Genomic DNA, 24,391 nt, shown 5'->3' with positions numbered 1-24,391 from the left:
AACTCATGAAATCATTACTCGACCTGTTCAAGCAATTCACGCCGGATGAGCATTTCGATGCCATCAAGATCGGCATGGCTTCGCCCGAGAAGATCCGTTCGTGGTCTTTCGGCGAAGTGAAGAAGCCTGAAACCATCAACTACCGTACCTTCAAGCCAGAGCGCGACGGTCTTTTTTGCGCCAAGATCTTTGGCCCCATCAAGGACTACGAATGCCTGTGCGGCAAGTACAAGCGCCTGAAACACCGCGGTGTCATCTGCGAAAAGTGCGGCGTTGAAGTCACACAAACCAAGGTTCGCCGCGAGCGCATGGGTCACATCGACCTGGCCGCACCGTGCGCGCACATCTGGTTCCTGAAGTCGCTGCCGTCGCGCCTGGGCCTGGTGCTCGACATGACGCTGCGCGACATCGAACGCGTGCTGTACTTCGAGGCGTATGTCGTTACTGATCCCGGCATGACCCCGCTGAAGAAATTCAGCATCATGTCGGAAGACGACTATGACGCCAAGCGCAAGGAATACGGTGATGAATACACCGCCAAGATGGGCGCCGAAGGCATCAAGGACCTGCTCGAAGGGCTGGATCTCGACGTTGAAATCGAGAAGCTGCGTAACGACCTGACCGGTTCCGAAATCAAGATCAAGAAGAACGCCAAGCGCTTGAAATTGATGGAGGCGTTCAAAAAGTCCGGCATCAAACCGGGCTGGATGGTGCTCGACGTGCTGCCTGTGCTGCCGCCGGACCTGCGTCCGCTGGTGCCACTGGACGGCGGCCGTTTTGCGACCTCCGACCTGAACGACCTGTATCGCCGCGTGATCAACCGCAACAGCCGCCTGCGCCGTTTGCTGGAGCTGAAGGCGCCGGAAATCATTGCCCGCAATGAAAAGCGCATGCTGCAGGAAGCTGTGGACTCGTTGCTCGACAACGGACGCCGTGGCAAGGCCATGACGGGCGCCAACAAGCGCGCACTGAAGTCTCTGGCCGACATGATCAAGGGCAAGTCAGGCCGCTTCCGCCAGAATTTGCTGGGCAAGCGCGTCGACTACTCGGGCCGTTCTGTTATTACTGTGGGCCCAACGCTCAAGCTGCACCAGTGCGGCTTGCCCAAGCTCATGGCGCTGGAACTGTTCAAGCCTTTCATCTTCGCTCAGCTTGAGTCGCGCGGCATCGCCACGACCATCAAGGCGGCCAAGAAGGAAGTCGAATCCGGCACGCCAGTGGTGTGGGACATCCTGGAAGAAGTCATCAAAGAGCACCCTGTGATGCTGAACCGTGCGCCCACGCTGCACCGTTTGGGCATTCAGGCCTTTGAGCCTATCCTGATCGAAGGCAAGGCCATCCAGCTGCACCCGCTCGTCTGCTCGGCCTTCAATGCCGACTTCGACGGTGACCAGATGGCTGTCCACGTGCCGCTGTCGGTGGAAGCACAGATGGAAGCCCGCACCCTGATGCTGGCTTCGAACAACATCCTGTTCCCTGCCAACGGCGAGCCGTCCATCGTTCCTTCGCAGGACGTTGTGCTGGGCCTGTACTACACGACCCGTGACCGTACCAACGGCAAGGGCGAAGGCCTGGTGTTCTCCGACACTGGTGAAGTGCGTCGCGCATTTGACGCGGGTGAGCTTGACCTGAACGCCCGCATCAGCGTGCGCCTGACCGAGTACACCAAAGACAAGGCCACAGGCGAATTTGTGCCGTCGACCAAGCTGTGGGAAACCACGGGCGGCCGTGCACTGCTGTCCGAGATCCTGCCCAAAGGTTTGCCTTTCTCCAACATCAACAAGGCGTTGAAGAAAAAGGAAATCTCCAAGCTGATCAACGTGTCTTTCCGCAAGTGCGGATTGAAAGAGACCGTGGTGTTTGCCGACAAGCTGCTGCAGTCGGGCTTCCGCCTGGCGACAAAAGCCGGCATCTCGATTTGCATCGACGACATGCTGATCCCCAAGGAAAAGCCCGCCATCATTGCGCGTGCACAGAAGGAAGTCAAAGAAATCGAGCAGCAGTATGTCTCGGGTCTCGTGACGTCCGGCGAGCGCTACAACAAGGTGGTCGACATCTGGGGCAAGTCCGGCGACGAAGTGTCCAAGGTCATGATGGCCCAGCTTTCGAAAGAGAAAGTGCTGGACCGTAACGGCAAGGAAGTCGAGCAGGAATCCTTCAACTCCATCTACATGATGGCCGACTCCGGCGCCCGCGGTTCCGCTGCGCAGATTCGCCAGGTCGCCGGTATGCGCGGTTTGATGGCCAAGCCTGACGGCTCCATCATCGAAACGCCGATTACCGCCAACTTCCGTGAAGGCCTGAACGTGCTGGAGTACTTCATCTCCACCCACGGTGCCCGTAAGGGCCTGGCCGATACGGCGCTGAAAACGGCCAACTCCGGCTACCTGACCCGCCGCCTTTGCGACGTGGTTCAGGATCTGGTGGTCACCGAAGAAGACTGCGGCACGCAAGAGGGTTCCCTCATGCGCGCCATCGTCGAGGGCGGTGAAGTCATCGAGTCGCTGCGTGACCGTATCCTCGGCCGCACGGCGGTTGAAGACATCCTGCACCCGGAAAACCGCTCGGTGCTGGCCAAAGCCGGGATCATGCTGGACGAAGACCTGATCGAAGAGCTCGAAGCAGCTGGCGTGGACGAAGTGAAAGTGCGTACTGCACTGACCTGCGAAACCCGTTTCGGCCTGTGCGCCAAGTGCTATGGCCGAGATCTGGGCCGCGGCGGCCTCATCAACATCGGCGAAGCGGTCGGTATCATCGCCGCGCAGTCGATCGGTGAGCCCGGCACGCAGCTGACGATGCGTACCTTCCACATCGGCGGCGCCGCATCGCGCGCAGCGATTGCCTCCAGCGTCGAAGCCAAGTCCAACGGCGTGATCGGCTTCAATGCACCGATGCGCTATGTGACCAACAGCAAGGGCGAACTGGTCGTGATCGCCCGTTCCGGTGAGATCATCATCCATGATGAACACGGCCGCGAGCGTGAGCGCCACAAGGTGCCGTACGGTGCCACACTGACCGTCAAGGCCGACCAGACCATCAAGGCCGGCGCCATTCTGGCCAACTGGGATCCGCTGACGCGCCCCATCATTACCGAGTTCGCCGGCAAGGTGGCCTTTGAGAATGTGGAAGAAGGCGTGACAGTTGCCAAGCAGGTTGACGATGTGACGGGTCTGTCCACCCTGGTGGTGATCGATCCGAAACGCCGCGGCGCCACGAAAGTGATCCGTCCGCAGGTCAAGCTGATCGACGCCTCCGGCCACGAAGTCAAGATCCCCGGCACCGATCACTCGGTGACGATTGGCTTCCAGGTGGGTGCGCTGGTCCAGGTGCGTGACGGCCAGGACGTGGGCCCCGGCGAAGTGCTGGCCCGTATCCCGATCGAAGGCCAGAAGACCCGCGACATTACCGGCGGTCTGCCGCGTGTTGCCGAGCTCTTCGAAGCCCGTACGCCGAAAGACAAGGGTACGCTGGCCGAAATGACCGGTACCGTGTCGTTCGGCAAGGAAACCAAAGGCAAGGTTCGTCTGCAGATTACTGATCCCGAAGGCAAGGTCTGGGAAGACCTCGTTCCGAAGGAAAAGAACATCCTGGTGCACGAAGGCCAGGTGGTCAACAAGGGCGAAAGCATTGTGGACGGCCCGGCCGACCCGCAAGACATCCTGCGCCTGCTGGGTATGGAAGAGCTGGCCCGCTACATCGTCGACGAAGTACAGGACGTTTACCGCCTGCAGGGCGTGAAGATCAACGACAAGCACATCGAAGTGATTGTTCGCCAGATGCTGCGCCGTGTGGTCGTTGAAAATGTTGGTGATTCCAGCTACATCGCTGGTGAACAGGTCGAGCGTTCTGCCATGCTGGATGCCAACGACGCCCTGCGCGCTGACGGCAAGATTCCGGCAACGTTCAGCAACTTGTTGCTCGGTATCACCAAGGCTTCGCTGTCGACCGATTCGTTCATTTCCGCGGCTTCCTTCCAGGAAACCACGCGCGTGCTCACCGAGGCTGCCATTATGGGCAAGCGCGACGAGCTGCGCGGCCTGAAAGAAAACGTGATCGTCGGCCGCCTGATTCCTGCCGGTACCGGCATGGCCTACCACGAGGCACGCAAAGCCAAGGACCAGATGGACGACGCAGAGCGCCGCGCCATTGCCGAAGCCGAAGCGGCCGAGCTCGAAGCCATGCCCGCTGCAGCAGAAGCTGGTGGCGAGAGCTCCGCTTCCGAGTAAGCTGCCCCGCACTCGCGCCCTGACAGGTGCAAGGCCCCACGCCCGCAAGGGTGTGGGGCTTTTTTATGGATTGCTGATTGCACTTGCCGGTTCACTGCCCCGGAATTTTTAACAAAATACGGCTTTTCCCCATGACTGACGAGCGCGAGCAGCTATAAAAAATATAGCATATCGAACCTTCAGCTGGCATGTGCGACCTTGCCGTGCAGACCCAAAACCAGTTAACCTCGCGGCAGCCGCCCGCACAACTGTCGGGCAAGTTGTATGTCATCTTTTGCACCAAGGACTATCGATGCCCCTCAGCACCCTTGTTTTTATTGCCGTGTTTGCCTTGCTGGTTTTTTGGGCCGTAGGCGCTTACAACCGGCTGGTCCGGCTGAAAAACATCATTGCCAATGCTTTCGGCCAGATCGACGTGCAACTCAAGCGCCGCTACGACCTGATTCCCAATCTGGTCGAAGCCGCCAAAAAATACCTGCAGCACGAGCAGAGCACGCTCGAAGCCGTCATGCTTGCCCGCAACCAGGCGCGCACGGCCAGCGATGCGGTGCGCAGCCGCCCTGCCAATGCCGGTGCCGTTGTGGCGCTGGCCGCCGCCGAGCAGTCGCTGGACGGCAGCCTGGGGCGGCTTTTTGCCGTAGCCGAGGCCTACCCCGAACTCAAGGCCGACCAGACCATTCGTGAACTCAGCGAAGAGCTCACCAGCACCGAAAACAAGGTCGGCTTTGCCAGGCAGGCTTATAACGATGCCGTGCTGGACTACAACAATGCGCAGGGGCAGTTTCCCGCGCTGCTGATTGCCCGCACGTTTGGTTTTGCACCGTCGGCCATGTTGCAGGCCACTGAGAGCGCCGTCGAACGCCAGGCCGTCCGAATCCAGATGTGAACGTGGCCCCCGCGCTTTTCACTTCGTGTAATGCGCTGCCCCTCGAGGGGGTCGCTGCGCCCGTGGCCCGGCGAAGCCGGTTCCGCGGCCCCTGCTGGTTTGAGTCCTCCATAGGCTTCTCCGATCGCCTTGACGTATCGAAGGGGGAAGCGACCCGGGGGAGCAAGAATGCGATTTTTTGACCGGCAGGAAACCGCGCGCGCCCAGACCCAGCGGCTCCTGCTGCTGTTCGGCCTGACGCTGATCGCCCTGCTGCTGGCAGTGAACGGAGCGCTGGCATTGGTTTGGCGTCTGGTGACGCCGGGCTTCAGCGGTTATCCGGCCTATTTTTTCACCGTCAACACTTCGGTGACGCTGTTGTTTGTGCTGGGCGGCTGGTGGCTGGAGACCTCCGCGCTGAGCAGCGGCGGCCAGGCGCTGGCACGCCGTGTGGGCGCGCGCGAAGCCTGGCCAGCCAGCCGGGAGGCCGAGCAGAAGCTCTGCAACATCATGGACGAGCTGGCCATTGCAGCCAGCATGAAGCCGCCGTTGGCCATGGTGCTGCCGCGCCTGGACGCCATCAATGCCTTCGCCGCGGGCTGGGGCGGTGACGACGCGGTTATCGCCGTCACGCAGGGCGCGCTCGACAAGCTCACACGCGACGAACTCCAGGGCCTGGTGGCCCACGAACTGAGCCATCTGCGTGAAGGCGACACGCGCCTGAACATGCGTCTGGCGGGCATGGTGTTCGGGCTGGAGATGATCTTCAACCTGGGCCGCAGCATGTGCGAAGGTGATGAGAACGGCCAGCGGTCTTTCCTCGCCTTGCCCGGTTTTCCCATCCTGGTCACGGGCACACTGGGATGGCTGGCGGGGCGTGCGCTCAAGGCCGCGATCTCGCGCCAGCGGGAGTTTTTGGCCGATGCGCGCGCCGTGCAGTTCACACGCAGCCGGGAAGGACTGGGCGGCGTGCTGCGCAAGGTGGCCGGCGAGGAAGAGCAGGGGACGGCGCCTTCGCGCAGCCTGCACCCGGCCGTGCAGCATATGCTGCTGGTCGATGCCCGCGACCGGGGCCGCTGGTTTGCCAGCCATCCGCCATTGGCCGAGCGCATCCGCGAAATCTACGGCCGGCCCATGGCGGCATTGTCTACGCAGGATGAGCTTGCGACGCGGCCCGACGCCATCCTTTGAATACAAGACTGCCAACGATAAGCTGGTGTTAAGTACATCGCCAATGGTTCGAATGCCGGTGTGACGCGGCGTACCGAAGTACTGGATACTCCCTATAGGGTACCGGGGGCACCGCGTTAAATTGCCAGATGAAGACACAACCGACGTTTGAACCCGTCAGGAGAAAAACCATGAGAATCCCACGACTTGCCAGGCTCACCTTGCCACTGCTTTGCCTGGCCCTCAGCCCCTTGGCGCAGGCGCAAAGCAAGGAAGCGCTCTATACCAAAAGCCTGGCCGCCACCTGCGCCAACTGCCACGGCACCAATGGCAAGGTGGTCGACGGCTCCACGGTCACCTCGCTGGCCGGCCTCGACAAAAGCTACATCGTTGCGCAGATGACCGCCTTCAAGGCCGGCACGCGGCCCGCCACGGTGATGCACCAGATCAGCAAGGGCTTCAACGATGCGCAGATCGAATCGCTGGCCACCTACTTTGCTGCACAGAAGAAGTAAGGAACAGACACCATGAATACGCCTCTTCACACTGTTTCGCTGGCGGGCTTCAAGCGCCGCTCTTTCCTGCAGTCAAGCGCTGCCCTGGGTTTGCTGGGCCTGGCCGGCTGCGCCAGCACCTCGATTCCTTCCAAAGCCAAAGTGGTTGTTATAGGTGGCGGCTACGGCGGCGCTACAGCTGCCAAATACGTGCGCCTGCTCTCGGACAACAAGATCGACGTGGTGCTGATCGAGCCGCAGGAGGCGTTTATTTCCTGCCCTATTTCCAACCTTGTGCTCAGCGGCGGCAAACAGATTGCGGATCTCACCACATCGTATGCGGGCCTGTCGCGCAACCACGGCGTCACCGTGGTGAAGGACTACGCCAGCGCCATCGACACCGCCAGGAAAACGGTCACGCTGGCTGGCGGTGCCACCATCGCCTACGACAAGCTGGTGGTCTCGCCTGGTGTGGAACTGATGTTCGGCAGCATCGAGGGCCTGAAAGACGCCAATGCCTCCGGCCAGGTCCTGCAGGCCTGGAAGGCCGGCGCGGAAACCGTGGCGCTGCGCCGGCAGCTTGAAGCCATGCCCGATGGCGGTGTGTATGCCATCACCATTCCCGAAGCGCCATACCGCTGCCCACCCGGCCCGTACGAACGCGCCAGCGTTATTGCCGGCTACTTCAAGGCCGCCAAACCGCGCAGCAAGGTGCTCATCCTTGATGCCAATCCGGACGTCACATCCAAAGGGCCGCTCTTCAAGAAGGTGTGGGCCGAGCAATACAAGGGCATTGTCGAGTACCGGGGCCAGCACAAGGCCACGTCGGTCGATGCGAAGGCCGGCATTATCAAATTTGATGTGCAGGACGACGTGAAAGCCAACGTGCTCAATGTGCTGCCCGCCATGCGCGCCGGCACCATCGCAGTGCAGGCGGGCCTCAACAACCAGGCCAACAACCGCTGGTGCGGCGTGAACTACCTGACGTTTGAATCCACTGCCGCAAAGGACGTGCATGTGCTCGGCGACTCCATTCAGGTCGCGCCGGCCATGCCCAAGAGCGGCCACATGGCCAACAACCATGGCAAAGTGGCAGCCGCCGCCATCGTGGCCCAGCTCTCGGGCTGGGAGGTCAACCCCGCGCCCATGCTCACCAATACCTGCTACAGCTTTGTCGACAACAAGAACGTGATTCATGTGGCCAGCGTGCATGAATACGTGGTGGCCGAGAAAACCTTCAAGGCCGTTGCCGGATCCGGCGGCGTGAGCACCGGTCCTACCGAACTCGAAGGCGTCTACGCGCTGAATTGGGCCAGCAATATTTGGGCTGATACGCTTAGTTAGCCCCACGGTCGTTCGTTTCGCGTAACTCCCTGCCCCCCGAGGTGGCCGCTGCGCCTGCGGTCCGGCAAAGCCGGTCCCGCGGCCCCTGCTTGCAATTCGGAGTGGCGCAGCGGGGACTTGCTACTGGTCTAATACGGGTTGGCCGCCAGTTCAGGGCGGCAGACGTGAGACAGATGCAAGACAACCCGACCCAAGTTCCCCTGTGGCGCCAGCTGCAAGGGGCTGCCTCCCTGTTAATGGCCGTTCGTGACGGCCAGTCCATGACCGCCGCGCTGGAAGATGTGGACGCCGCGTTGCGGCCCGGCGTTCAGGCGCTGGGTTTTCACACACTGCGCTGGCTGGGCCGCGCCGAGGCCTTGCGCCAGCAACTGGCCCGCCGCCCGCCGCCGCCCGAGGCGGATGCGTTGCTGTGTGTCGCCCTCGCCTTGGCCTGGAACGAAATCGATGTCAGCCGGCCGGAACAATTTTCCGACGGGCCGCCCCCAGGAAAATTAGCCCCTTCTTCTTCTGAATGGGGCAGCGCACCGCCGAAGGCCCGCGAAGCGACAAGCGCGGGGGGCAGATACACCGCGCACACGCTCGTTGATCAGGCTGTGGAAGCCGCCAAGCGCGGCGACGCCACACAGCACCAGGCCAGCTTTATCAACGGCTGCTTGCGCCGGTTTTTGCGCGAGCGTGACGAACTGGTGGCGCGTACCGAAAAAAGCCCGCAGGCCGTGTGGAACCATCCCCAGTGGTGGATAGACCGGGTGCGCAAGGACCACCCTGGAGACTGGCAGGCCATACTGCAGGCCAACAATACCCAGGCGCCGTTGATCTTGCGTATTAATGAACGAAAAACGACTCAAGACCAATACCAGCGGGCGCTGGCAGCTATCAATATTGAAGCAGATCCGGTGGGAAAGCATGGAGTGATCCTCGCTCACGCGCAGGCCGTGAGCTCGCTGCCGGGCTTTGCCGAAGGGCATTTTTCGGTTCAGGACGCCGCGGCGCAGCTGGCTGCGCCTTTGCTTCTGGATGGTTTGAAAGCCGAGGGCGGTGAAGCCGGGAGGCTGAAAGTGCTGGATGCCTGTGCTGCACCGGGCGGCAAAACCGCTCACCTGCTTGAACTGGCCGATTGCGACGTGACAGCGCTGGATATTGATGCGCGCCGCTGCGAGCGCGTGAAGCAGAATCTGCACCGCCTGGGTCTGCAGGCTGACATCCGTGTCGGCGATGCCGGCCAGCCTGATTCCTGGTGGGATGGGCAGGCATTCGACGCGATCCTGCTGGACGCACCCTGTACGGCTTCGGGCATCGTGCGGCGTCACCCGGATGTACGCTGGCTGCGCCGGCCCACGGACATCGCCCAATTGGCCGACATCCAGGCGCATTTGCTGAAAACACTCTGGCTTTTGCTCAAGCCCGGCGGGCGCCTGCTGTATTGCACCTGTTCAGTTTTTCGCGCGGAAGGCGACAACCAGATACAAACGTTTCTTACGCACCACACCGACGCCTTATTAAAGCCTTCGCCGGGGCATTTGCTCCCCCAAAGTGGCGCCGGAGCGACGGTCTTCCCGGACAATTTGATGCGTGAACACGACGGTTTCTATTACGCCCTCCTTGAAAAGCGCAGCCGCTGACGGCTGGCGGCGTGTGGTGGGCGTCATGGGGCGTTTTCTGCCGGGGCTGTGCCTTTGCATCGCGATGGCCGCACCGGGACTGGCGTCGGCCACCGAGATCACGCAGCTGCGCGTGGAGCGCGGTGACGACGGTGTTCACCTGTCTGCGCAAGTCCGGTTTGAGCTTCCGGCGGTGGTGGAAGACGCCCTGCTCAAGGGGATTCCGATGTTCTTTGTGGTCGAAGCCGACATTTACCGCGACCGCTGGTACTGGACGGACCCGCGCGTGGCCAGTGCGGCCCGTACCGTTCGCCTGGCTTACCAGCCATTGACCCGCCGCTGGCGGGTCAACATCGCTTCGGGCCTCATCACCAGTTCGGCGGGCCTGCGCGCCACGCTGAACCAGAATTACGAAACCCTTCCCGAGGCCCTGTCTGCCATCCAGCGCGTGGCGCGCTGGAAAATCGCGGATGCGGCCGAAGTCGACCCCGACGCCGCCCACAAGCTTGATTTCAGTTTCAGGCTCGACCTGACGCAGCTGCCGCGTCCCTTCCAGATCGGGGTGGCCGGGCAAAAAGACTGGAATATCTCCGCGCAGGTCAGGGAGCGGCTGAAACTGGAACCCGCCACACCTGTGGTTTCCAGCGCCGAGGGCGTCAAGTGAACCTGCAGGTCAGCGGCGGCTCCCTCAAGAGCAGCAAGGCTTTTCGCTGGACGGTCGGTGTCGGGGTGGGGGCCATCGCGGCGCTCGGCCTGGTGCTGATGTTCCTGCTGACGCAGGCCACCGGCAATCGCGAGCTGTACGAGCGGAATTACGCGCTGCTCTTCGTGCTCAACGTGGCCGTTGCCGGCTTGCTGCTGCTGGTCATCGGATGGATCGTGGCGCGCCTTGCCCTGCGGCTGTACCGCGGCCGCTTCGGCAGCCGGCTGCTGGTCAAGCTGGCCGCCATCTTTGCGCTGGTCGGCCTCATGCCGGGGCTGATGATTTATGTGGTGTCCTATCAGTTTGTGTCGCGGTCCATTGAAAGCTGGTTTGACGTCGAAGTGGAGGGCGCACTGGCGGCCGGGTTGAACCTGGGCCGGGCCACGCTGGACACCCTGGCCGCCGACCTTGGCAACAAGACACGCCAGGCCGCCACCCAGATTTCCGAGACGCCGGACGCCATGGCTGGCCTCGCACTTGAACGCCTGCGCGACCAGCTCCAGGCCAGCGATGTGGTGCTCTGGAGCCCCTCGGGCCAGGTGATCGCCAGCGCAGGTGAGTCGAGATTCCTGCTGAAACCCGAACGCCCTTCGGTGCAGCAACTGCGCGCGGCACGCACACAGCGCGTCGTCACGCAAATTGAAGGCCTCGATGAGGTGGTGTCTGCCGGCAACGGTGAGCTGGCCGCAGGTGGGGCTGCCGGCTCCGCGCCGGGGGCCGTTGCGCGTGTCAAGGCGATTGCCGTGGTGAACAACCCCAATGTGAACGTGCTGGGCGACGCAAGGTTTTTGCAGGTAACCCAGTTGCTGCCCGAGGGTCTGGTGGCCAATGCCGTTGCCGTCCAGGAAGCCAACCGCGAATACCAGGAGCGCGCGCTGGCACGTGGCGGCCTGCGCAAAATGTACATAGGCACACTCACGCTCAGCCTGTTCCTGGCCGTGTTCGGCGCGGTGCTGCTGGCCGTGGTGCTGGGCAACCAGCTGGCCAAGCCGCTGCTGGTGCTGGCGGAGGGCGTGCGCCAGGTGGCCCAGGGCGACTTGACACCCAAGGCTGCGCTGCAGGGCAAGGACGAGTTGGGCGGGCTCACGCGTTCTTTCGCCGACATGACGCAGCAACTGGCCGACGCCCGCTCGGCGGTTCAGCAAAGCATGAGCCAGGTTGACGCTGCGCGCGCCAACCTGCAGACCATTCTGGACAACCTCACTGCCGGCGTGATCGTGCTGGATGTGCATGGCCGCATCCAGTCCAGCAACCCTGGGGCCACCCGCATCTTGCGCGGGCCGCTGGCGGCGTACCACGGAAAGTCACTGGGCGAAGTGCCGGGCCTGGGCCTGTTTGCCAAAGATGTGCTGGCCCAGTTTGCCGATTACCTCAGCGATGGTGCGCCGCACGGGCTTGAGCATTGGCAGCAATCTTTTGAGCTCAACGCGGCCGTGGCCGGTGCGCCCGACAACGCCATCACGCTGATCGCCCGTGGCGCCAAGATGCCGGGCACCGAAGAATTTTTGCTGGTGTTTGACGATGTTTCCGAAATGGTGTCGGCCCAACGCGCGCAGGCCTGGGGCGAGGTGGCGCGCCGCCTGGCCCACGAGATCAAGAACCCGCTCACGCCGATTCAGCTGTCGGCTGAGCGCCTCGAAATGAAACTCACCGGCAAGGTCGGCGAACCCGAGCAGCTGTTGCTCACCAAATCCGTCAAGACTATCGTCGACCAAGTCGACGCAATGAAGCGGCTTGTGAATGAATTCCGCGACTACGCGCGCCTGCCGGCCGCCGAGCTCAAGCCTGTTGACCTCAATGCATTGATCAACGACGTGATGCAGCTGTACCTCAGCGACGGTCACAGTGAGCTGCGCAGCGGCAGTGCTGCGGTTCCGGTCGTCACAGAGCTGGACCCCAAGACTCCGAAAATTCAGGGCGACGACCAGCAGCTGCGCCAGGTCATCCACAACCTGTTGCAGAACGCCCAGGATGCGCAGGAAGGCAAGGAGGACGGACGGGTTACGCTCAAGACCGAATACTCTGAAACGTCCAGGCGTGTGCGTCTGACGGTGCGCGACAACGGAACGGGCTTCCCCGAACACATCCTCAAACGCGCGTTCGAGCCCTACGTCACGACCAAGGTAAAGGGCACGGGTCTGGGGCTCGCGGTCGTCAAAAAAATTGCAGATGAACACGGTGCCCGTATCGATATTTCAAATCGCGTAGCGGACGGTTTGGTGCAAGGGGCACAAGTGTCGTTATCATTTGCAGTTGTGGCTTAACAACACATTCAGTAACACTTCGATATCCGCACGGCATTCGCAATAACAGGCAGGCAGCAATTCAATCATGGCAAATATTCTGGTGGTCGACGACGAGCTGGGCATACGCGACCTTCTCTCAGAAATTCTTAATGACGAAGGGCATCAGGTCGAGCTCGCCGAGAACGCCGCTCAGGCCCGTGCCGCCCGCGGACGTTCCAGGCCCGATCTGGTGCTGCTGGACATTTGGATGCCCGACACTGACGGCGTGACGCTGCTCAAGGAGTGGTCTTCCAGTGGCTTGCTGACCATGCCCGTCATCATGATGAGCGGTCACGCCACGATCGATACGGCAGTCGAGGCTACCAAGATCGGCGCCATGGCGTTTCTTGAGAAACCCATCACGCTGCAAAAACTCCTGAAGGCCGTGGAACAGGGCCTCACCAAGGCAGCTCCCCGCAAACCCGCCGTAATGAACAGCAGCCCCGCGGCACACGCAGCCGACCTCACGGTAGAAGCCGTGATGACCGGCGGGACCTTGCCGACACCTGTTGACCTGGGACCGCAGGCCACGCAGAGTTTTCTGCTGGAAAAACCATTGCGCGACGCGCGTGACGAATTTGAAAAAGCCTACTTCGAATTTCATTTGGCCAAGGAAGGCGGCTCCATGACCCGCGTGGCGGAGAAAACCGGTCTTGAGCGTACCCACCTCTACCGAAAGCTCAAGCAACTCGGTGTGGATCTGACCCGAGGCAAACGCGGCGTCTGACCTTGAAGACTCAGGGGGCCGGACACCCCTTTCGGGTGATATATAATCTGAGGCTCAGGCCCGGTAGCTCAGTCGGTAGAGCAGAGGATTGAAAATCCTTGTGTCGGTGGTTCGATTCCGCCCCAGGCCACCACTCCCTTTTCTCAGACGATCCCAAGTCAGCCCAGAGTCCTTGCAAATCAAGGACTTAGCCTTCAAAAGGCGGCTCAAGCGGTATCGTTGAATCCCACAACGTCCCATTCTTGCGTGTACCCCTAGGTGTACCCCAGACTGCTTTTTAAATTCAGTCTCTCTGGGGGTACACCATGAGTCAGCTCAACGAGCTACAGATCAAGGCGGCGCAGCCGCGCGACAAGGAATACATGCTTTCGGACGGGGAAGGCTTGTACCTTCGCGTCAGGCCGAACGGCAAGGTCTGGATCTATCGCTACAAGCAGGCCGGGAGGGAAGCCAAGCTGAGCTTCGGTTCCTATCCCACCGTGTCCCTGGCCGCGGCGCGTAAGAAGGCTCGTAATGAGGCCGAAAAGCGCGCCGGGGGCATTGACCCTAGGGATGCCCGCCGGGAGCAGGCAGAACGCGATAGGGTGGCTCGGCTCAATACGTTCGAGCTGATGGCCCGAGCCTGGCATGCCCAAGCCCAAAAAGACCGGCAATGGTCCGCTGGCTACGCCGAAAAGGTGATGCGGCACCTAGAGCTGCACATTTTCCCCTGGATAGGTTCACTCACGATGGAGGCGATCAGGCCCTTTTCATAGGAACAATTGTTGTCGCTCTCAATGAGATTGATGGGATGACGCACACATGCTTGACCCAGATCCTTGGCCGCAAGCCATCAAAAACTTGGTTGGAAAAAACTCTGAGCAAACGGTTGAAGGCGTTGCAGCGAGAAACTTCACCGGATAACGAAGGTTCTGGTCTTTCAACACTTCACAAATTACTCATCGCCGCCTCGGAGGCCAGCGATTTTCGCAATCGGATCGCTCATGGAGCCTTCGTTATTGACACTACGATCGCAATGACTCACGACGAGGATGACCAGTTGGTGCTTTACGCGCTAGGGCATCAGGACACGATTACAGAGCAGGCAATAAGAGAAAAAGCGTCAGAATTCAGAGCGCTGTCGAATCGCCTCGCGAGAGAATTGGCTGTATTGAAGATGAGCCAAACATAAATAAAATGACAGCATTCAAGAGGCCAACCATTGCCGAGGTGCACGCAATACTTGCCGCACACAAGAGCGTTATCGTTCACTTCTCAGGTGTTCCAAAGGGCTCTGGCTTGGAGCGTGGACATCTCTATCCAGATGACTTGTTCCATGTAATCGCCGGAAACGCCATGGGCGGGCTGTCCTGCTCTACTGTCAAGCCGGGCGACGTTTTCTCGGGGTTTCGGCGAAACGCCACTGGGTGCATTGGCCTTATCCTTGACCTCAAAAGCCCAACGTCGTTGGTCGCCGTTTCGGCGACCGATTGCGGCTCGATCGAGGGGCCCGATGGCATTCGGGTCGTCCAACAAGAGCGCAACATCTCAGTGGCCGATGTGGAGGCGAGCATATCCCTGCGACCACTCGACAACTACAACGAATGGGTCGTGCGGGACTTCAAGGTAGTTGGAGTGCTTGCGGTACCGCCATTCGAATTTTCTGGTCGCGGAGGCCTCTTAGTATCTCCGGATGTTCCGGCTCACCTAATAAATGTTGAAAACGAAATAGGACCACTGAGTACGGACCTTGACGCCGTCGCCGCGACGTTTACGCCGCTTTCTACGTTCACTTTTGATGGTCAATACCTTTTGCGCTTCGCCCACCATTCGGATCTGTACTGCTGAAATTCGTTCAAACGGTTCTGTGACTACATAGGTGGAATTCCGAGGCACTCCAGGACGACTTGACGGAAAGATTCGTCGACATGGCCTAGGAAGTGGGCCCCAAGTAAGCCATCGCCACCGGTTGCAAAACCTCAAACAGCCTTGATCCTTTACGCGGCCTTGGCTCTATGGCGATGCGGTGAACACATTGTTCCTGCAGGGGAACTTGTAGTCTGACACGACAGAACCTGTGCATCACGCCAGGTCGGCAGGCACATGCAGCCGCCACCGCGGGATGTAGGCTGTTACGCCCATGCGGTGCGCGAGGTAGAAATCGTGCTCCATTGGTAACTGACGCAAGGGAGCGAGCGCCGCTTCATCGTGGCCGGCCCGTTCCAGGCAGAAGCCGATTGCTTGGTGATAGGGGTAGATGTAGTCCAGCTCGGTCAGCATTCCTATCAGCGTAGGGATCGATGTGCGTGATCTGGCCGCCCCGTAAGCGCGAATAATCTGTTCCGGTCCCCCGCTGTAGACGGGGCGCACGACGATGTCGATGAGCGTGCGTTCCAAGCCGGTAACACGCAGCAGTTGATCGGGCGCTACGTTGGGGAAGGGCGCGGCGATGACGCCAAGCATGCCGGTTTGCTTTCCGCTGAGCAGGCACACCCGCCCGCTCTGGAAGTCGACTACGCTGTTGGAAATGCGCGGTGCGCGCTTGAACGCGCCATCGATGCGGGCTTGCTCGAGCACTATCAGTTCGTCCCGGGGGCGGTGGGTCTGTTCAACATTCAGGTAAACGGTTTCCGACCGATCGGTCACCAGCTGGTGCAGCTCCAGCGCCGTATGGTGGCTGAGGTAGGATTTCGGGTCGAGCGCGAGCAAAGCGGCGAGCGGCCGGCTATTGCCCCACACATAGCAGGTCTGCTTGCGGCCGGGAAAGGGGATGTCGAGCCGGCGGAACTTAGAGTACGCTGGCAGCAGGCGCATGAAGTCTTTCAGGCTGACAGCGGACAGTCGCCAAGCCGTACGGTGCTGCTCGAACAGCCGGTGCAGGTCAACTTGCTGAAACACCTTTTGGAAACTGTGTTCGAAATACCGGTGAATCGGTGCCTTTGCAACCCTCATCCAGACTTCGACATCCATAGAGGCCTTTCGTAGTGCTTATCGTGGAGCATCAGCTGGGTATATATACCCAGCTGATGCTCCATTGAATGTAATGCGAATAGGCTCATCCCGACCAAGCGCTGGCCCGGTATATATACCGGGCCAGCGCTTGGTCGGTGCTGGTACTTTTTGTGTACTTTCCAAATGAATGCCTAGAATTCTAGGCAAATCGGTCTCTTTGCCCTTCTGACTGTGAAAAGACTAGATTTCTAGACAAATCGCTACCCTAACCCTCAATCGCGTATAAAATCTAGAAATCTAGTCTTTTATGAAACGCGTCAAACCCCTTCCCCCTCCAGCGGACCTATTCGTGGCCGACAGCAAAGCATTCGGCGCATCGATCCGTGCTGCCCGCTGCGCAACCAACATGACGCTTACGGAAGCGTCGCTCCTGCTCGGAGTGGCGCGGCAGACGCTCACGAACCTCGAGACTGCCAAGAGTAGCGTCAGCTTGGACACTGCCTTGCGTGCCGCCCGTGAGTTCGGCGTCTCTATTTTGGCAGTCCCCGGAGGACAGCGGGAAGGCGTTCGCCGGGCGCTCGCCGGCATGACTCCGGGCTCCGACGCTCAGAGCGCTTCGCCGTTAGGTAAGTGAGCCGACCATGGCAACACTGAACGTGTGGGCGGGTGAGGAGTTGGTGGGCTTGCTGGGCCATGATCCGCAAGCCAACCGTTTCAGCCTCGACTACGCTGCCGAGTGGCGACAGGCCGAGGGGGGGTTTCCGCTGAGCCCGCTACTTCCGCTGGAGCGCCCGGCCGGCGAGACCCCTGAGCAGCACAGCGCACAGGTACGGCAGTTCTTCGAGAACCTGCTGCCCGAAGGTGAGGCCCTGGATCACGCGGCGCAGGCGGCCGGCACGACGCGTTCTAACTTGGTGGGCTTGCTGATCGCCATTGGCAAGGAAACTGCCGGCGCCTTGCGCGTCACCTTGGCCGACGACGACCACGCTGCTCCCGTCGCTGCCGATGGTGAGTACCTGCGTGAAATCACCCCTGCCCAGCTCTCCGAGCGAATTCGCGAGCGTGAGGATATTCCGTTCTCTGTCTGGGACGGCAAGGTGCGGCTCTCAATTGCGGGCTACCAGGACAAGATCGCTGTCTACGAACGCGAGGGCAGGTGGTTCCTAGTCGACGGCGGCCGGCTCGCCTCTACGGAGATCGTTAAGCCGGTGCCCATGCGCAAACAGCTGGCAACGCTGCCGGCCAACGAACACCTGTGCATGCAGCTGGCGCGTCGAGTTGGCCTCGAGGCGGCGCAGACGCGGCTCGTGTACGTACCGGAACCGGTGCTGCTGGTGCGCCGCTTCGACCGCGTTGAAACCGAGGCAGGTGTCAGGCGCTTGCACATCGTCGACGCCTGCCAGGCGTTGGGCTTGGCGGTTTCAATGAAATACGAACGGGCCTACGGTGACGCCGCCGAAGTCGCCCATCTGCGTGACGGTGCGAGCCTTCCCAAGTTGTTCTCGCTGGTCGATCAAAGTCCGCTGCCGGCCGTTGATCGGCTCCGTTTACTGCGCTGGACGATTTTCCAAGTATTGATCGGCAATACCGATGCGCACGGGAAGAATGTATCCTTCTTCTGCGACCGGCGCGGCCTCCGGTTGGCGCCGGCCTATGACATGGTTTGCATGGACGCTCTCGACGCCGGCTTCTTGAACACCTACGCGATGGCGATCGGTGATGCCTTCAGCGAAGAAGCATTGACGCCGTACGAGTGGGCGCACTTCGGGCATCTGTGCAAGCTGCCCTTCCGGTTGGTAGCGCACGAGCTCGATGGCCTCGCCGAAAAGGTTATCGCCGTGATGGACACGTTCCTGGCCGACATGATTGGCCAGTCGGTTCCTTCGGCTGTGGCACATCGCTTCCAGGAATTGGTGCTGGCCACATGCATACGCCAGCGCGAGCATGTTCGATTAATCGCACGCTTCAAGCGCTCGGATTTCGAGTGAGCGACGAGTAGGCCAAAACCGATCCCCCGCATTCAGGCAACCCGAACTCGCCAGCAGCGCCGGATTCACTTATGAGGATGCTGTCGCTGCCTACTATCTGGGTCTGGTGGCGATGGTCGCTGGGTCGACTAATTGTGTCTCAGCGCGAAGAAAATCGACATAGCGCTGCCACGGAAGGGCGAAGGCGAAAGGGCTCTCTGCAATGAGATCAATGACCCTGTGCCTATGCAGCGTTAGCTGGGATACCAACGAAGCTAGCTCAACGCTGCCGGTCTCCGCGATAGCAGAGACTGCCTTCAGGGCATCTGAGATCCCAAGGGCGATTCCCTGAGACGCCAACGCGTCACGGGCTAGTCGTGCATCCCCGATGAGCTGAACGCCTTGGGTGGTGCTGGAGCACCATTGAAGCGACGCCGCGCCTGCGCAGCCAGATACCAGTTCGCTGCAATCGATTCCTTCGACAATCCAAGGGGCAAACGTTTGAATATTAGCCACAACAACGTCTGCGCTGCCGCGCAACAGCGCACCGTGTCCAACCACTCCTAAGGCAATTCGCTGGGCATTGCCAAGTCGATATGCGTACCCTTGCGGACCGGCTGCTACAGAGAATCCATCCAGCTCCACTCCAGAGCGCGCGGTCTGCGTGAAAGTACGGCATACGAGCGGCACATCTGGGCGGGAAATGTGACGCGCGGTGACAGCGGAGCGCCCGGTGGAATCCAGGATCACCGGCCCGTCAGTGCTGGCCTCATCGGCCGCGAAGCGCGCAGAACTGCCGACAACGTTTATTGCAACGTCGGCGCGGTCAGCAAGATGTAGAAGAGCAACATCGAGAGCCGGTCGCGTAACGTGGGCGGACGCTGGCGCAGCCGCCGCAACCACCTCCGCGGTTTGCCACTGAGTGAATCGATGCTGATGCGTCCGCTCGACGCCGATCAGCTTTGGGTGTACACCAAATTCCACGAACAGCGCGATCAACTGCGCTGGTACCGCTTCCAACCGGAAAGGGTCTTCCAGTGTTGGGATGCGATCGGTGATGACCTTGACCGACAAACCCATTTGCCTTGCGCGCAGCGCTGCCATGAGCCCGACTGGCCCCGCCCCCAGCACGATCAGCGGGGACGGCGTCTTTTGCCGTCGCAACATCGTATCGAAGGGCTACAGCGTGGCGGGAGGGCCAATAGGTGCAAATTCGGCGCCTGCTGGTACGTCAAATGTCACTAGAAAGCCTTGTGCCGCTACGGCTTTAGCCAAGTCATCGATCCCGCCGGGTATCTTCATGCTCGTACGTGCGGCGTTGATCTCAGGCGCTCCGCCGAATCTTCCCTTCCGGTAACCGTCCCTCAGCTTGATTAGCATGGCAGAGTAAGCCTCCTGCAATGCCACATTCGCGGCGTTGCCTGCGGGAGGCTTCGGCGGTGTGTCGGAGCGCAGGTAGGCTGACTCCTGGTGATTGGAGAGCCACTCCTTCATGTCACGGAACGTCTGGTAGTGGTCCTCACCTTCGGCAATGATGGAGCGCACCGCCTCACGCCATTCGTCGGTAGCAGCCTGCGCCACGTCGGGCGGCGGAGTCACCAACGTGGCGAGAATGCGGGTGTAGAGCCCATCCACTCCAGCGGAGGGCGCTTCCACATCGATAAAGCTGTTGATGGCGTCGCGCGTCGCCGCCCGCATTTGAATGTTGCGCATCTGTCCAGGCAAGCCAGGAATCTGGGAGGCGACCTGCAAAGCCGGCTGGTAGGTTCCGGTCGGCGAAACGCCTCGAATGATGTCGTTCACGGCCCTGGCATGGCGCATCTCACCGACAGCAATTCGCATTAGCTCGTCGTAGCTCACACGGATATCGTCACGCAGGTCAGCATTGCCGGCGACACTGGGGTCGGTGGGAGACTTCAACGAGTAAGCCGCGCAAAGATACTCGTGGGCGACGGCAAGTTCGACCCCTGCCGCATAGCGCAAATGCGCCAGCAACACCGCTAAGCTAGGCAGCGGCGCAGGTTGTTCCGATACTCCGGGGGTATACGGCGCAACAATTTCTCGCCGACCGATAACAAAGTGCAGTTCCTGCCACCGATTGTTAATCTCGTAGTGCCGCAGTTCAATCGGTTGAGGGTCCGCTGGGGTCGCTGCGGCTGGAGCCGTCGGTCCGATCGTGCGGTTTGCACGTTGCCACGGCACGTCCATGCCCCATGACTGATCGGTACCGCCTCCGATGGGGAGCACTGGTCGAGCGATGTCAGGATGATTCGAAGCCCAGTAGAAGCAGCCACAGTCTCGAAAGTCGTGAGTCCAAGGGCTGCAAAGCGACTGGGTCAACTCCCCTGGCAGGAAAGCAGCCGACAAAGCGCCGTTGTCATCGAGGTAACGGGCCCTTGGTGCGGTCAGCGTCAGTTCTTGGGCGGAACTGGCTCGGCGAAATGTAAGAGTTGTGCTGGACTCCTCGGTAAGCAACCGAATCGCTGTCCACGTATCCGCAGGCAGTCTTCCAGCGCCAGTACTGAATGGGTCGATTTCTGGTTCTACCTCTGGTTGCCCGTTCATCGCTGGCAGGCCGAGATTGAACGCCAGCTCCCCCAGTGGACCGAACGTGCCGGAGATTCTTGCGACGACAGCCTTGCGGCTAGCCGCTACGTCAGCCGCAAGTTGCTGATACACCTGGACATCCGCCGCCGAAATAGCGCCACCGGCTTGCGCTCGTCCCGCGCCTTCTAAATCAACGCTAGCGACCTCGATCCATTCGGTGGTCTGGGTGCTGACCGAGTTGACCTCCAGATAGGGAAAGAAGCGACGCTCCAGATTGCGCAGATCGCACTCCAGGCCAGGATAGCAATTTCCAACGCCCGATTCGAGCCGAGTCGCGGCCGGATTACCTGCGACGACCGGCGGTACCCGAGATGCATCGCCGAAGCGGCGCACCGCGGCAACGTTGCGGGTGACGATCTTGGCCGAGTATGAGCCGCTCATGAAGATTTCCTCGAGGTGAAGAATGTGGGTCGATCCGCGATGAGTTCGCAATACGAGACGAGACAAAATTCCAGCCAATCTCGAATGAAGTCGCAACCTTCGGTTGTCCGGTTGCGCGCCTCTTGATGGCAGCTCCCCGAACAGAGGTACCGCGCCCAACAGGTATTGCACGGTGCCTGGCTGTGAACGTGGCGCTGAACAAGGAACTCTTGGCGCCGCGACTGTGACAATCCACTCGAATCGCCCAAAGCGAAACTTTCCTCACCGATGGCTCGGTGGCACGCATACCAGCGCCCATCTGAAGCGACCGAGAAGTACCCTCCGCCCGCACCGCAGGGATACGGCGAGCTTGCGCCTACATGAATTTGCTTGAGAGCCACGGCCAAGTTGGTAAGACGTATCGGCGCGCCTTGCCGGGCGCGCTCCAGCTCTTGCCTAGACACCTGGATGAGTTCCGCCAAGTAGGCTGGCCAGTCCGAATCACCCACGTTTGAACCATCCGCTGCTGTGCGCAGTGGGGCGACGCCGGCTTCGACAAACCCCAACTCCCATAGCGCGTCAAGTCGGTCGAGCAGGTCGAACCTTCGGCCACTAATTGTCATTCGCGCCGCGACCTGGACTGAGCCAGGGTCGCTGAGCAGCGATGCGATCCGCTCGGCGAGACGGGAAAAGCTGCCTCGGCCTTTCTTATCCGGTCGTTGCTCGTTCTGCGCATCCGCCCCGCCGTCGATGCTGACCGTCACAGCGAATCGATGTGCTCGAAATAGTCCGATATCCAGAGGAGTAAGAGTGGTCCCGTTCGTCGTGATGGAAAACCGCACGTCGAACCCAAGCTCCGTTGCTTTTCCTGCGGCGTGGGCTACTACTGCATGCACCAACGCGCGATTCAAGAGGGGCTCCCCACCGAGAAATCCAACGGTGACAGGCGCAGCGCGATCCGCTTTGCTCAAAAGGCCGTCTACAGCTGCAATCGCGGTCTCCAGCGTCATACGATCGACCTGTTTTCCGGCGAAACCTCCCCTGTCCGCATAGCAATAGCTACAGGCCAAGTTGCAGGTGGAGCTGACATTGAGCGACAAGCTTTGTGGCGACGGCTGGATCACCAAGTCGAGCGAAGCTTCGTCAGCCCGGGTCTCTCCCAGCACTTGCGCCAGCCGGTCCAGTTCTTGAGGATTTCCATCGAACTCAAGGGCGGCCTCTGGCGACAGGTCGAACAGCCGCGAATGCTGGAGAACCAACAAGTGTTCGCCTAAAGATGATCTGAACCGCTTGTGGAGCGGCGCTGATGTTGGCGCTTCGATTCGTCGAAGAATCTGCATCACTGCGATCCTGCCGCGTCGATGCGGGACAGCACTGCGGAACGTCGCGAAGCTGCTGCAGGAGATAGCGCTCGCAGTTCAACAACCGCTTCTTCCAGCACCGCCGCTGCCGGCACGGCCAGAGCCTGCTGCTGCACCTCGTCGACCCAACGCATCAGTAATTCGTACTGCCAAAACGAAAGCGTGAGTGGTCCGGCATTTGACTGTCGCATAAACGGCGGCATGCGCATTGAACTGGCGCCGGCATCCTCGAAAGCTTCGCATTCAAAGGGCGCCCGGACAATCTCACGGACCCTGTTCCGGCCTACAAGCGCGTCGCTGGCCACCAATGCGACCAGGTTCTGAATATCCGAAAGCGCCCGGTGTCGCATTCGTGCATGCTGACTCAACGGCAGAGGCTCGATAGTCGTTGGGGCGTTCAGCGAGTAAAGCGGGGAGCGCAGCGCGTCGCGACCACCCATTGCACTCGTCGGTTCGGAGCGCGCATTTTGATCCAAGTCGACTGCTTGGAGTTTGTCCGCCGGAAGCTCTGCTCCCCTTTCACTCCGGTAGTGATCAACGTTGAAAAGTGAAACTGTCTCGTAGATTCGCTCGAACAAGTCCTCAACCCACGCAGCCAGCGCAGGCCCCGTCAGCGCTGCGTTGCGTTCCTGGGCTGTGCTTTCCCGATCGTTCAACTCGTCCGCCACGGAAAGAAAGGGGCGATGTGAGGGGGCGAAATCGGGAGGAGCAACGAATGCGACTGCGCGAGCAGTAAAAGTGCGGCCCGCGCTGACTTCCACGGACACGTCAAAGTGGACCTCGCAGGTGTCATCCACCACGCCCAAAGAAGGACCCGTAACCTGGGCCTGGTTTATCACGTCATAGGTGTCAGGGGGGACAACAAGATTGCCGGTTCTTGCCCCTTGCCAGCCTGCGTTGGGATTGAGAAAGGCGTTGATGAGTGGAACGGCAGCGGCGGGGCGCCCTTGGGTCGGCCGGGCGTTTGCGGCCTCAGGCGGGCCATAGAAGCTTCCGGTAGCCGGGGTGTATCGGAATCTGATGGTGTCCACACGGATTGCTGCTGACCAAGGCGCATCTGCCGGTTGCGCTGTACTGCGCAGCATTTGAACGGTTCCGAGGGGAATGTGACGGCCTTCTGGAATCATGGGCGCTAGAGCATCTGGGGGACTGTGTCCCTCGATGGTCCGTGGGGAAAAGTCGTTGCCAAGGATCGCAAGCGGTTGCCAGTTGCCGAAAACATGGCTCTGATTCAGTGAACGGCGGGCAGCTTTGCGATTGCGCGCAGTGACGTTAAGGCGCAGTGTATCTACTGCTAGACCGTTTGCTGCTAGCAATTCACTCGTCAGGGGAGCTTCTGTCCAAGTCTGCGCATTACTGCCGGCTGCGCCAAGCCGAGCCCAGACTTCGAAGAACGGAGCTACCGGCCGGATGAGCCCGCCATCTCGGAAAGTGACCGCCTGAGGCAAAAAAGGCGCAACAGACCCATCGGGTTGCACTGCGAGGGTCCAACTTGGCGCGATATCTGTCTCGCCGTCGAACCGGGGATTCCCGTTGTCTACCCAATCGTAGGCATGCATGGGGGTGCTACTACCGCCAAGACGGGCGACGGCAAATGCCGGAGTGACAAACAGAGCCTGAATGGAAACCGCCATAGCATCCCCAGTTTTGACAAGTCGATATTTGCCGGGGCGAACGAATACGCCATTGATGCGTGAGAGAGAAGGGAGCAATCTGCTAACGAGCTGCGCACTCTCTTGAAACAATTGAA

The 24,391-nt window shown here is 60.6% G+C and carries 19 protein-coding genes and 1 tRNA gene; 15 read left to right on the top strand and 5 right to left on the bottom strand.

From position 1 onward, the window contains the following. The first annotated feature begins 5 nt into the window (after positions 1-5). From rpoC to AC1D1J_RS11760, 13 genes are all read left to right on the top strand, one after another. On the top strand, positions 6-4,226 hold the full coding sequence (gene rpoC, locus AC1D1J_RS11820; protein ID WP_477688418.1) for a DNA-directed RNA polymerase subunit beta': 4,221 nt from the start codon (positions 6-8) through the stop codon (positions 4,224-4,226). 292 nt (positions 4,227-4,518) lie between these two features. Next, a complete protein-coding gene (locus AC1D1J_RS11815; protein WP_477688419.1) occupies positions 4,519-5,112 on the top strand; it encodes a LemA family protein in 594 nt (197 codons plus the stop codon). 168 nt (positions 5,113-5,280) lie between these two features. Further along, positions 5,281-6,282: a M48 family metalloprotease gene (locus tag AC1D1J_RS11810; protein WP_477688420.1), complete on the top strand. Its 1,002-nt coding sequence runs from the start codon at positions 5,281-5,283 to the stop codon at positions 6,280-6,282. 170 nt (positions 6,283-6,452) lie between these two features. Next, complete coding sequence (locus tag AC1D1J_RS11805; protein ID WP_477694781.1) at positions 6,453-6,776, top strand: c-type cytochrome; 324 nt, start codon at positions 6,453-6,455, stop codon at positions 6,774-6,776. 12 nt (positions 6,777-6,788) lie between these two features. Beyond that, on the top strand, positions 6,789-8,099 hold the full coding sequence (locus tag AC1D1J_RS11800; RefSeq protein WP_477688422.1) for an FCSD flavin-binding domain-containing protein: 1,311 nt from the start codon (positions 6,789-6,791) through the stop codon (positions 8,097-8,099). A gap of 173 nt (positions 8,100-8,272) precedes the next feature. Beyond that, the gene (gene rsmB, locus AC1D1J_RS11795; protein WP_477694795.1) at positions 8,273-9,721 is read left to right on the top strand and encodes a 16S rRNA (cytosine(967)-C(5))-methyltransferase RsmB; all 1,449 of its coding nucleotides are present in this window, start codon (positions 8,273-8,275) and stop codon (positions 9,719-9,721) included. Continuing rightward, positions 9,702-10,364: a DUF4390 domain-containing protein gene (locus AC1D1J_RS11790; protein WP_477688423.1), complete on the top strand. Its 663-nt coding sequence runs from the start codon at positions 9,702-9,704 to the stop codon at positions 10,362-10,364. Before rsmB ends, AC1D1J_RS11790 begins: the two co-directional genes overlap by 20 nt. Next, entirely contained in the window at positions 10,361-12,667 is a 2,307-nt protein-coding gene (locus tag AC1D1J_RS11785) for a sensor histidine kinase (protein WP_477694780.1), read from the top strand. Before AC1D1J_RS11790 ends, AC1D1J_RS11785 begins: the two co-directional genes overlap by 4 nt. A gap of 67 nt (positions 12,668-12,734) precedes the next feature. Beyond that, entirely contained in the window at positions 12,735-13,415 is a 681-nt protein-coding gene (locus AC1D1J_RS11780; protein WP_457282636.1) for a response regulator, read from the top strand. Between the two features lie 57 nt (positions 13,416-13,472). Continuing rightward, positions 13,473-13,548: transfer RNA gene (locus AC1D1J_RS11775), tRNA-Phe, on the top strand. 172 nt (positions 13,549-13,720) lie between these two features. Next, complete coding sequence (locus AC1D1J_RS11770) at positions 13,721-14,170, top strand: tyrosine-type recombinase/integrase (protein WP_477694779.1); 450 nt, start codon at positions 13,721-13,723, stop codon at positions 14,168-14,170. Positions 14,171-14,220: 50 nt separating this feature from the next. Further along, complete coding sequence (locus tag AC1D1J_RS11765; RefSeq protein WP_477694778.1) at positions 14,221-14,586, top strand: hypothetical protein; 366 nt, start codon at positions 14,221-14,223, stop codon at positions 14,584-14,586. A gap of 5 nt (positions 14,587-14,591) precedes the next feature. Beyond that, on the top strand, positions 14,592-15,242 hold the full coding sequence (locus AC1D1J_RS11760; RefSeq protein WP_477694777.1) for a hypothetical protein: 651 nt from the start codon (positions 14,592-14,594) through the stop codon (positions 15,240-15,242). Between the two features lie 234 nt (positions 15,243-15,476). On the opposite strand, the gene AC1D1J_RS11755 is transcribed toward AC1D1J_RS11760, so the two are convergent. After that, positions 15,477-16,364, bottom strand: coding sequence for a type IV toxin-antitoxin system AbiEi family antitoxin domain-containing protein (locus AC1D1J_RS11755; RefSeq protein WP_477694776.1), 888 nt, complete (start codon positions 16,362-16,364; stop codon positions 15,477-15,479). Positions 16,365-16,653: 289 nt separating this feature from the next. Between AC1D1J_RS11755 and AC1D1J_RS11750 the strand changes: the two genes are divergently transcribed. Together AC1D1J_RS11750 and AC1D1J_RS11745 are read left to right on the top strand one after the other, a co-directional pair. Beyond that, the gene (locus AC1D1J_RS11750; RefSeq protein ID WP_477694775.1) at positions 16,654-16,980 is read left to right on the top strand and encodes a helix-turn-helix transcriptional regulator; all 327 of its coding nucleotides are present in this window, start codon (positions 16,654-16,656) and stop codon (positions 16,978-16,980) included. 7 nt (positions 16,981-16,987) lie between these two features. Then, positions 16,988-18,334, top strand: a complete 1,347-nt coding sequence (locus AC1D1J_RS11745; protein WP_477694774.1) for a HipA domain-containing protein — start codon at positions 16,988-16,990, stop codon at positions 18,332-18,334. Between the two features lie 93 nt (positions 18,335-18,427). On the opposite strand, the gene AC1D1J_RS11740 is transcribed toward AC1D1J_RS11745, so the two are convergent. The 4 genes from AC1D1J_RS11740 to AC1D1J_RS11725 all read right to left on the bottom strand — a co-directional run bounded on the left by AC1D1J_RS11740 (position 18,428) and on the right by AC1D1J_RS11725 (position 24,275). Beyond that, positions 18,428-19,417 (bottom strand): hypothetical protein, encoded by a 990-nt coding sequence (locus AC1D1J_RS11740; protein ID WP_477694773.1) that lies wholly within the window; start codon positions 19,415-19,417, stop codon positions 18,428-18,430. Positions 19,418-19,492: 75 nt separating this feature from the next. Beyond that, entirely contained in the window at positions 19,493-21,301 is a 1,809-nt protein-coding gene (locus AC1D1J_RS11735) for a ferritin-like domain-containing protein (protein ID WP_477694772.1), read from the bottom strand. Beyond that, on the bottom strand, positions 21,298-22,620 hold the full coding sequence (locus AC1D1J_RS11730; protein WP_477694771.1) for a radical SAM protein: 1,323 nt from the start codon (positions 22,618-22,620) through the stop codon (positions 21,298-21,300). Before AC1D1J_RS11730 ends, AC1D1J_RS11735 begins: the two co-directional genes overlap by 4 nt. Further along, positions 22,620-24,275 (bottom strand): hypothetical protein, encoded by a 1,656-nt coding sequence (locus AC1D1J_RS11725; protein WP_477694770.1) that lies wholly within the window; start codon positions 24,273-24,275, stop codon positions 22,620-22,622. The genes AC1D1J_RS11730 and AC1D1J_RS11725 overlap by 1 nt, the downstream gene beginning before the upstream one ends. Between the last annotated feature and the right edge of the window lie 116 nt (positions 24,276-24,391).

Source organism: Polaromonas sp. P1_F8 (genome assembly GCF_056405635.1).
The sequence above is the reverse complement of the archived record's forward strand: the minus strand, read 5'-3'. Positions and strand labels throughout refer to the sequence as shown.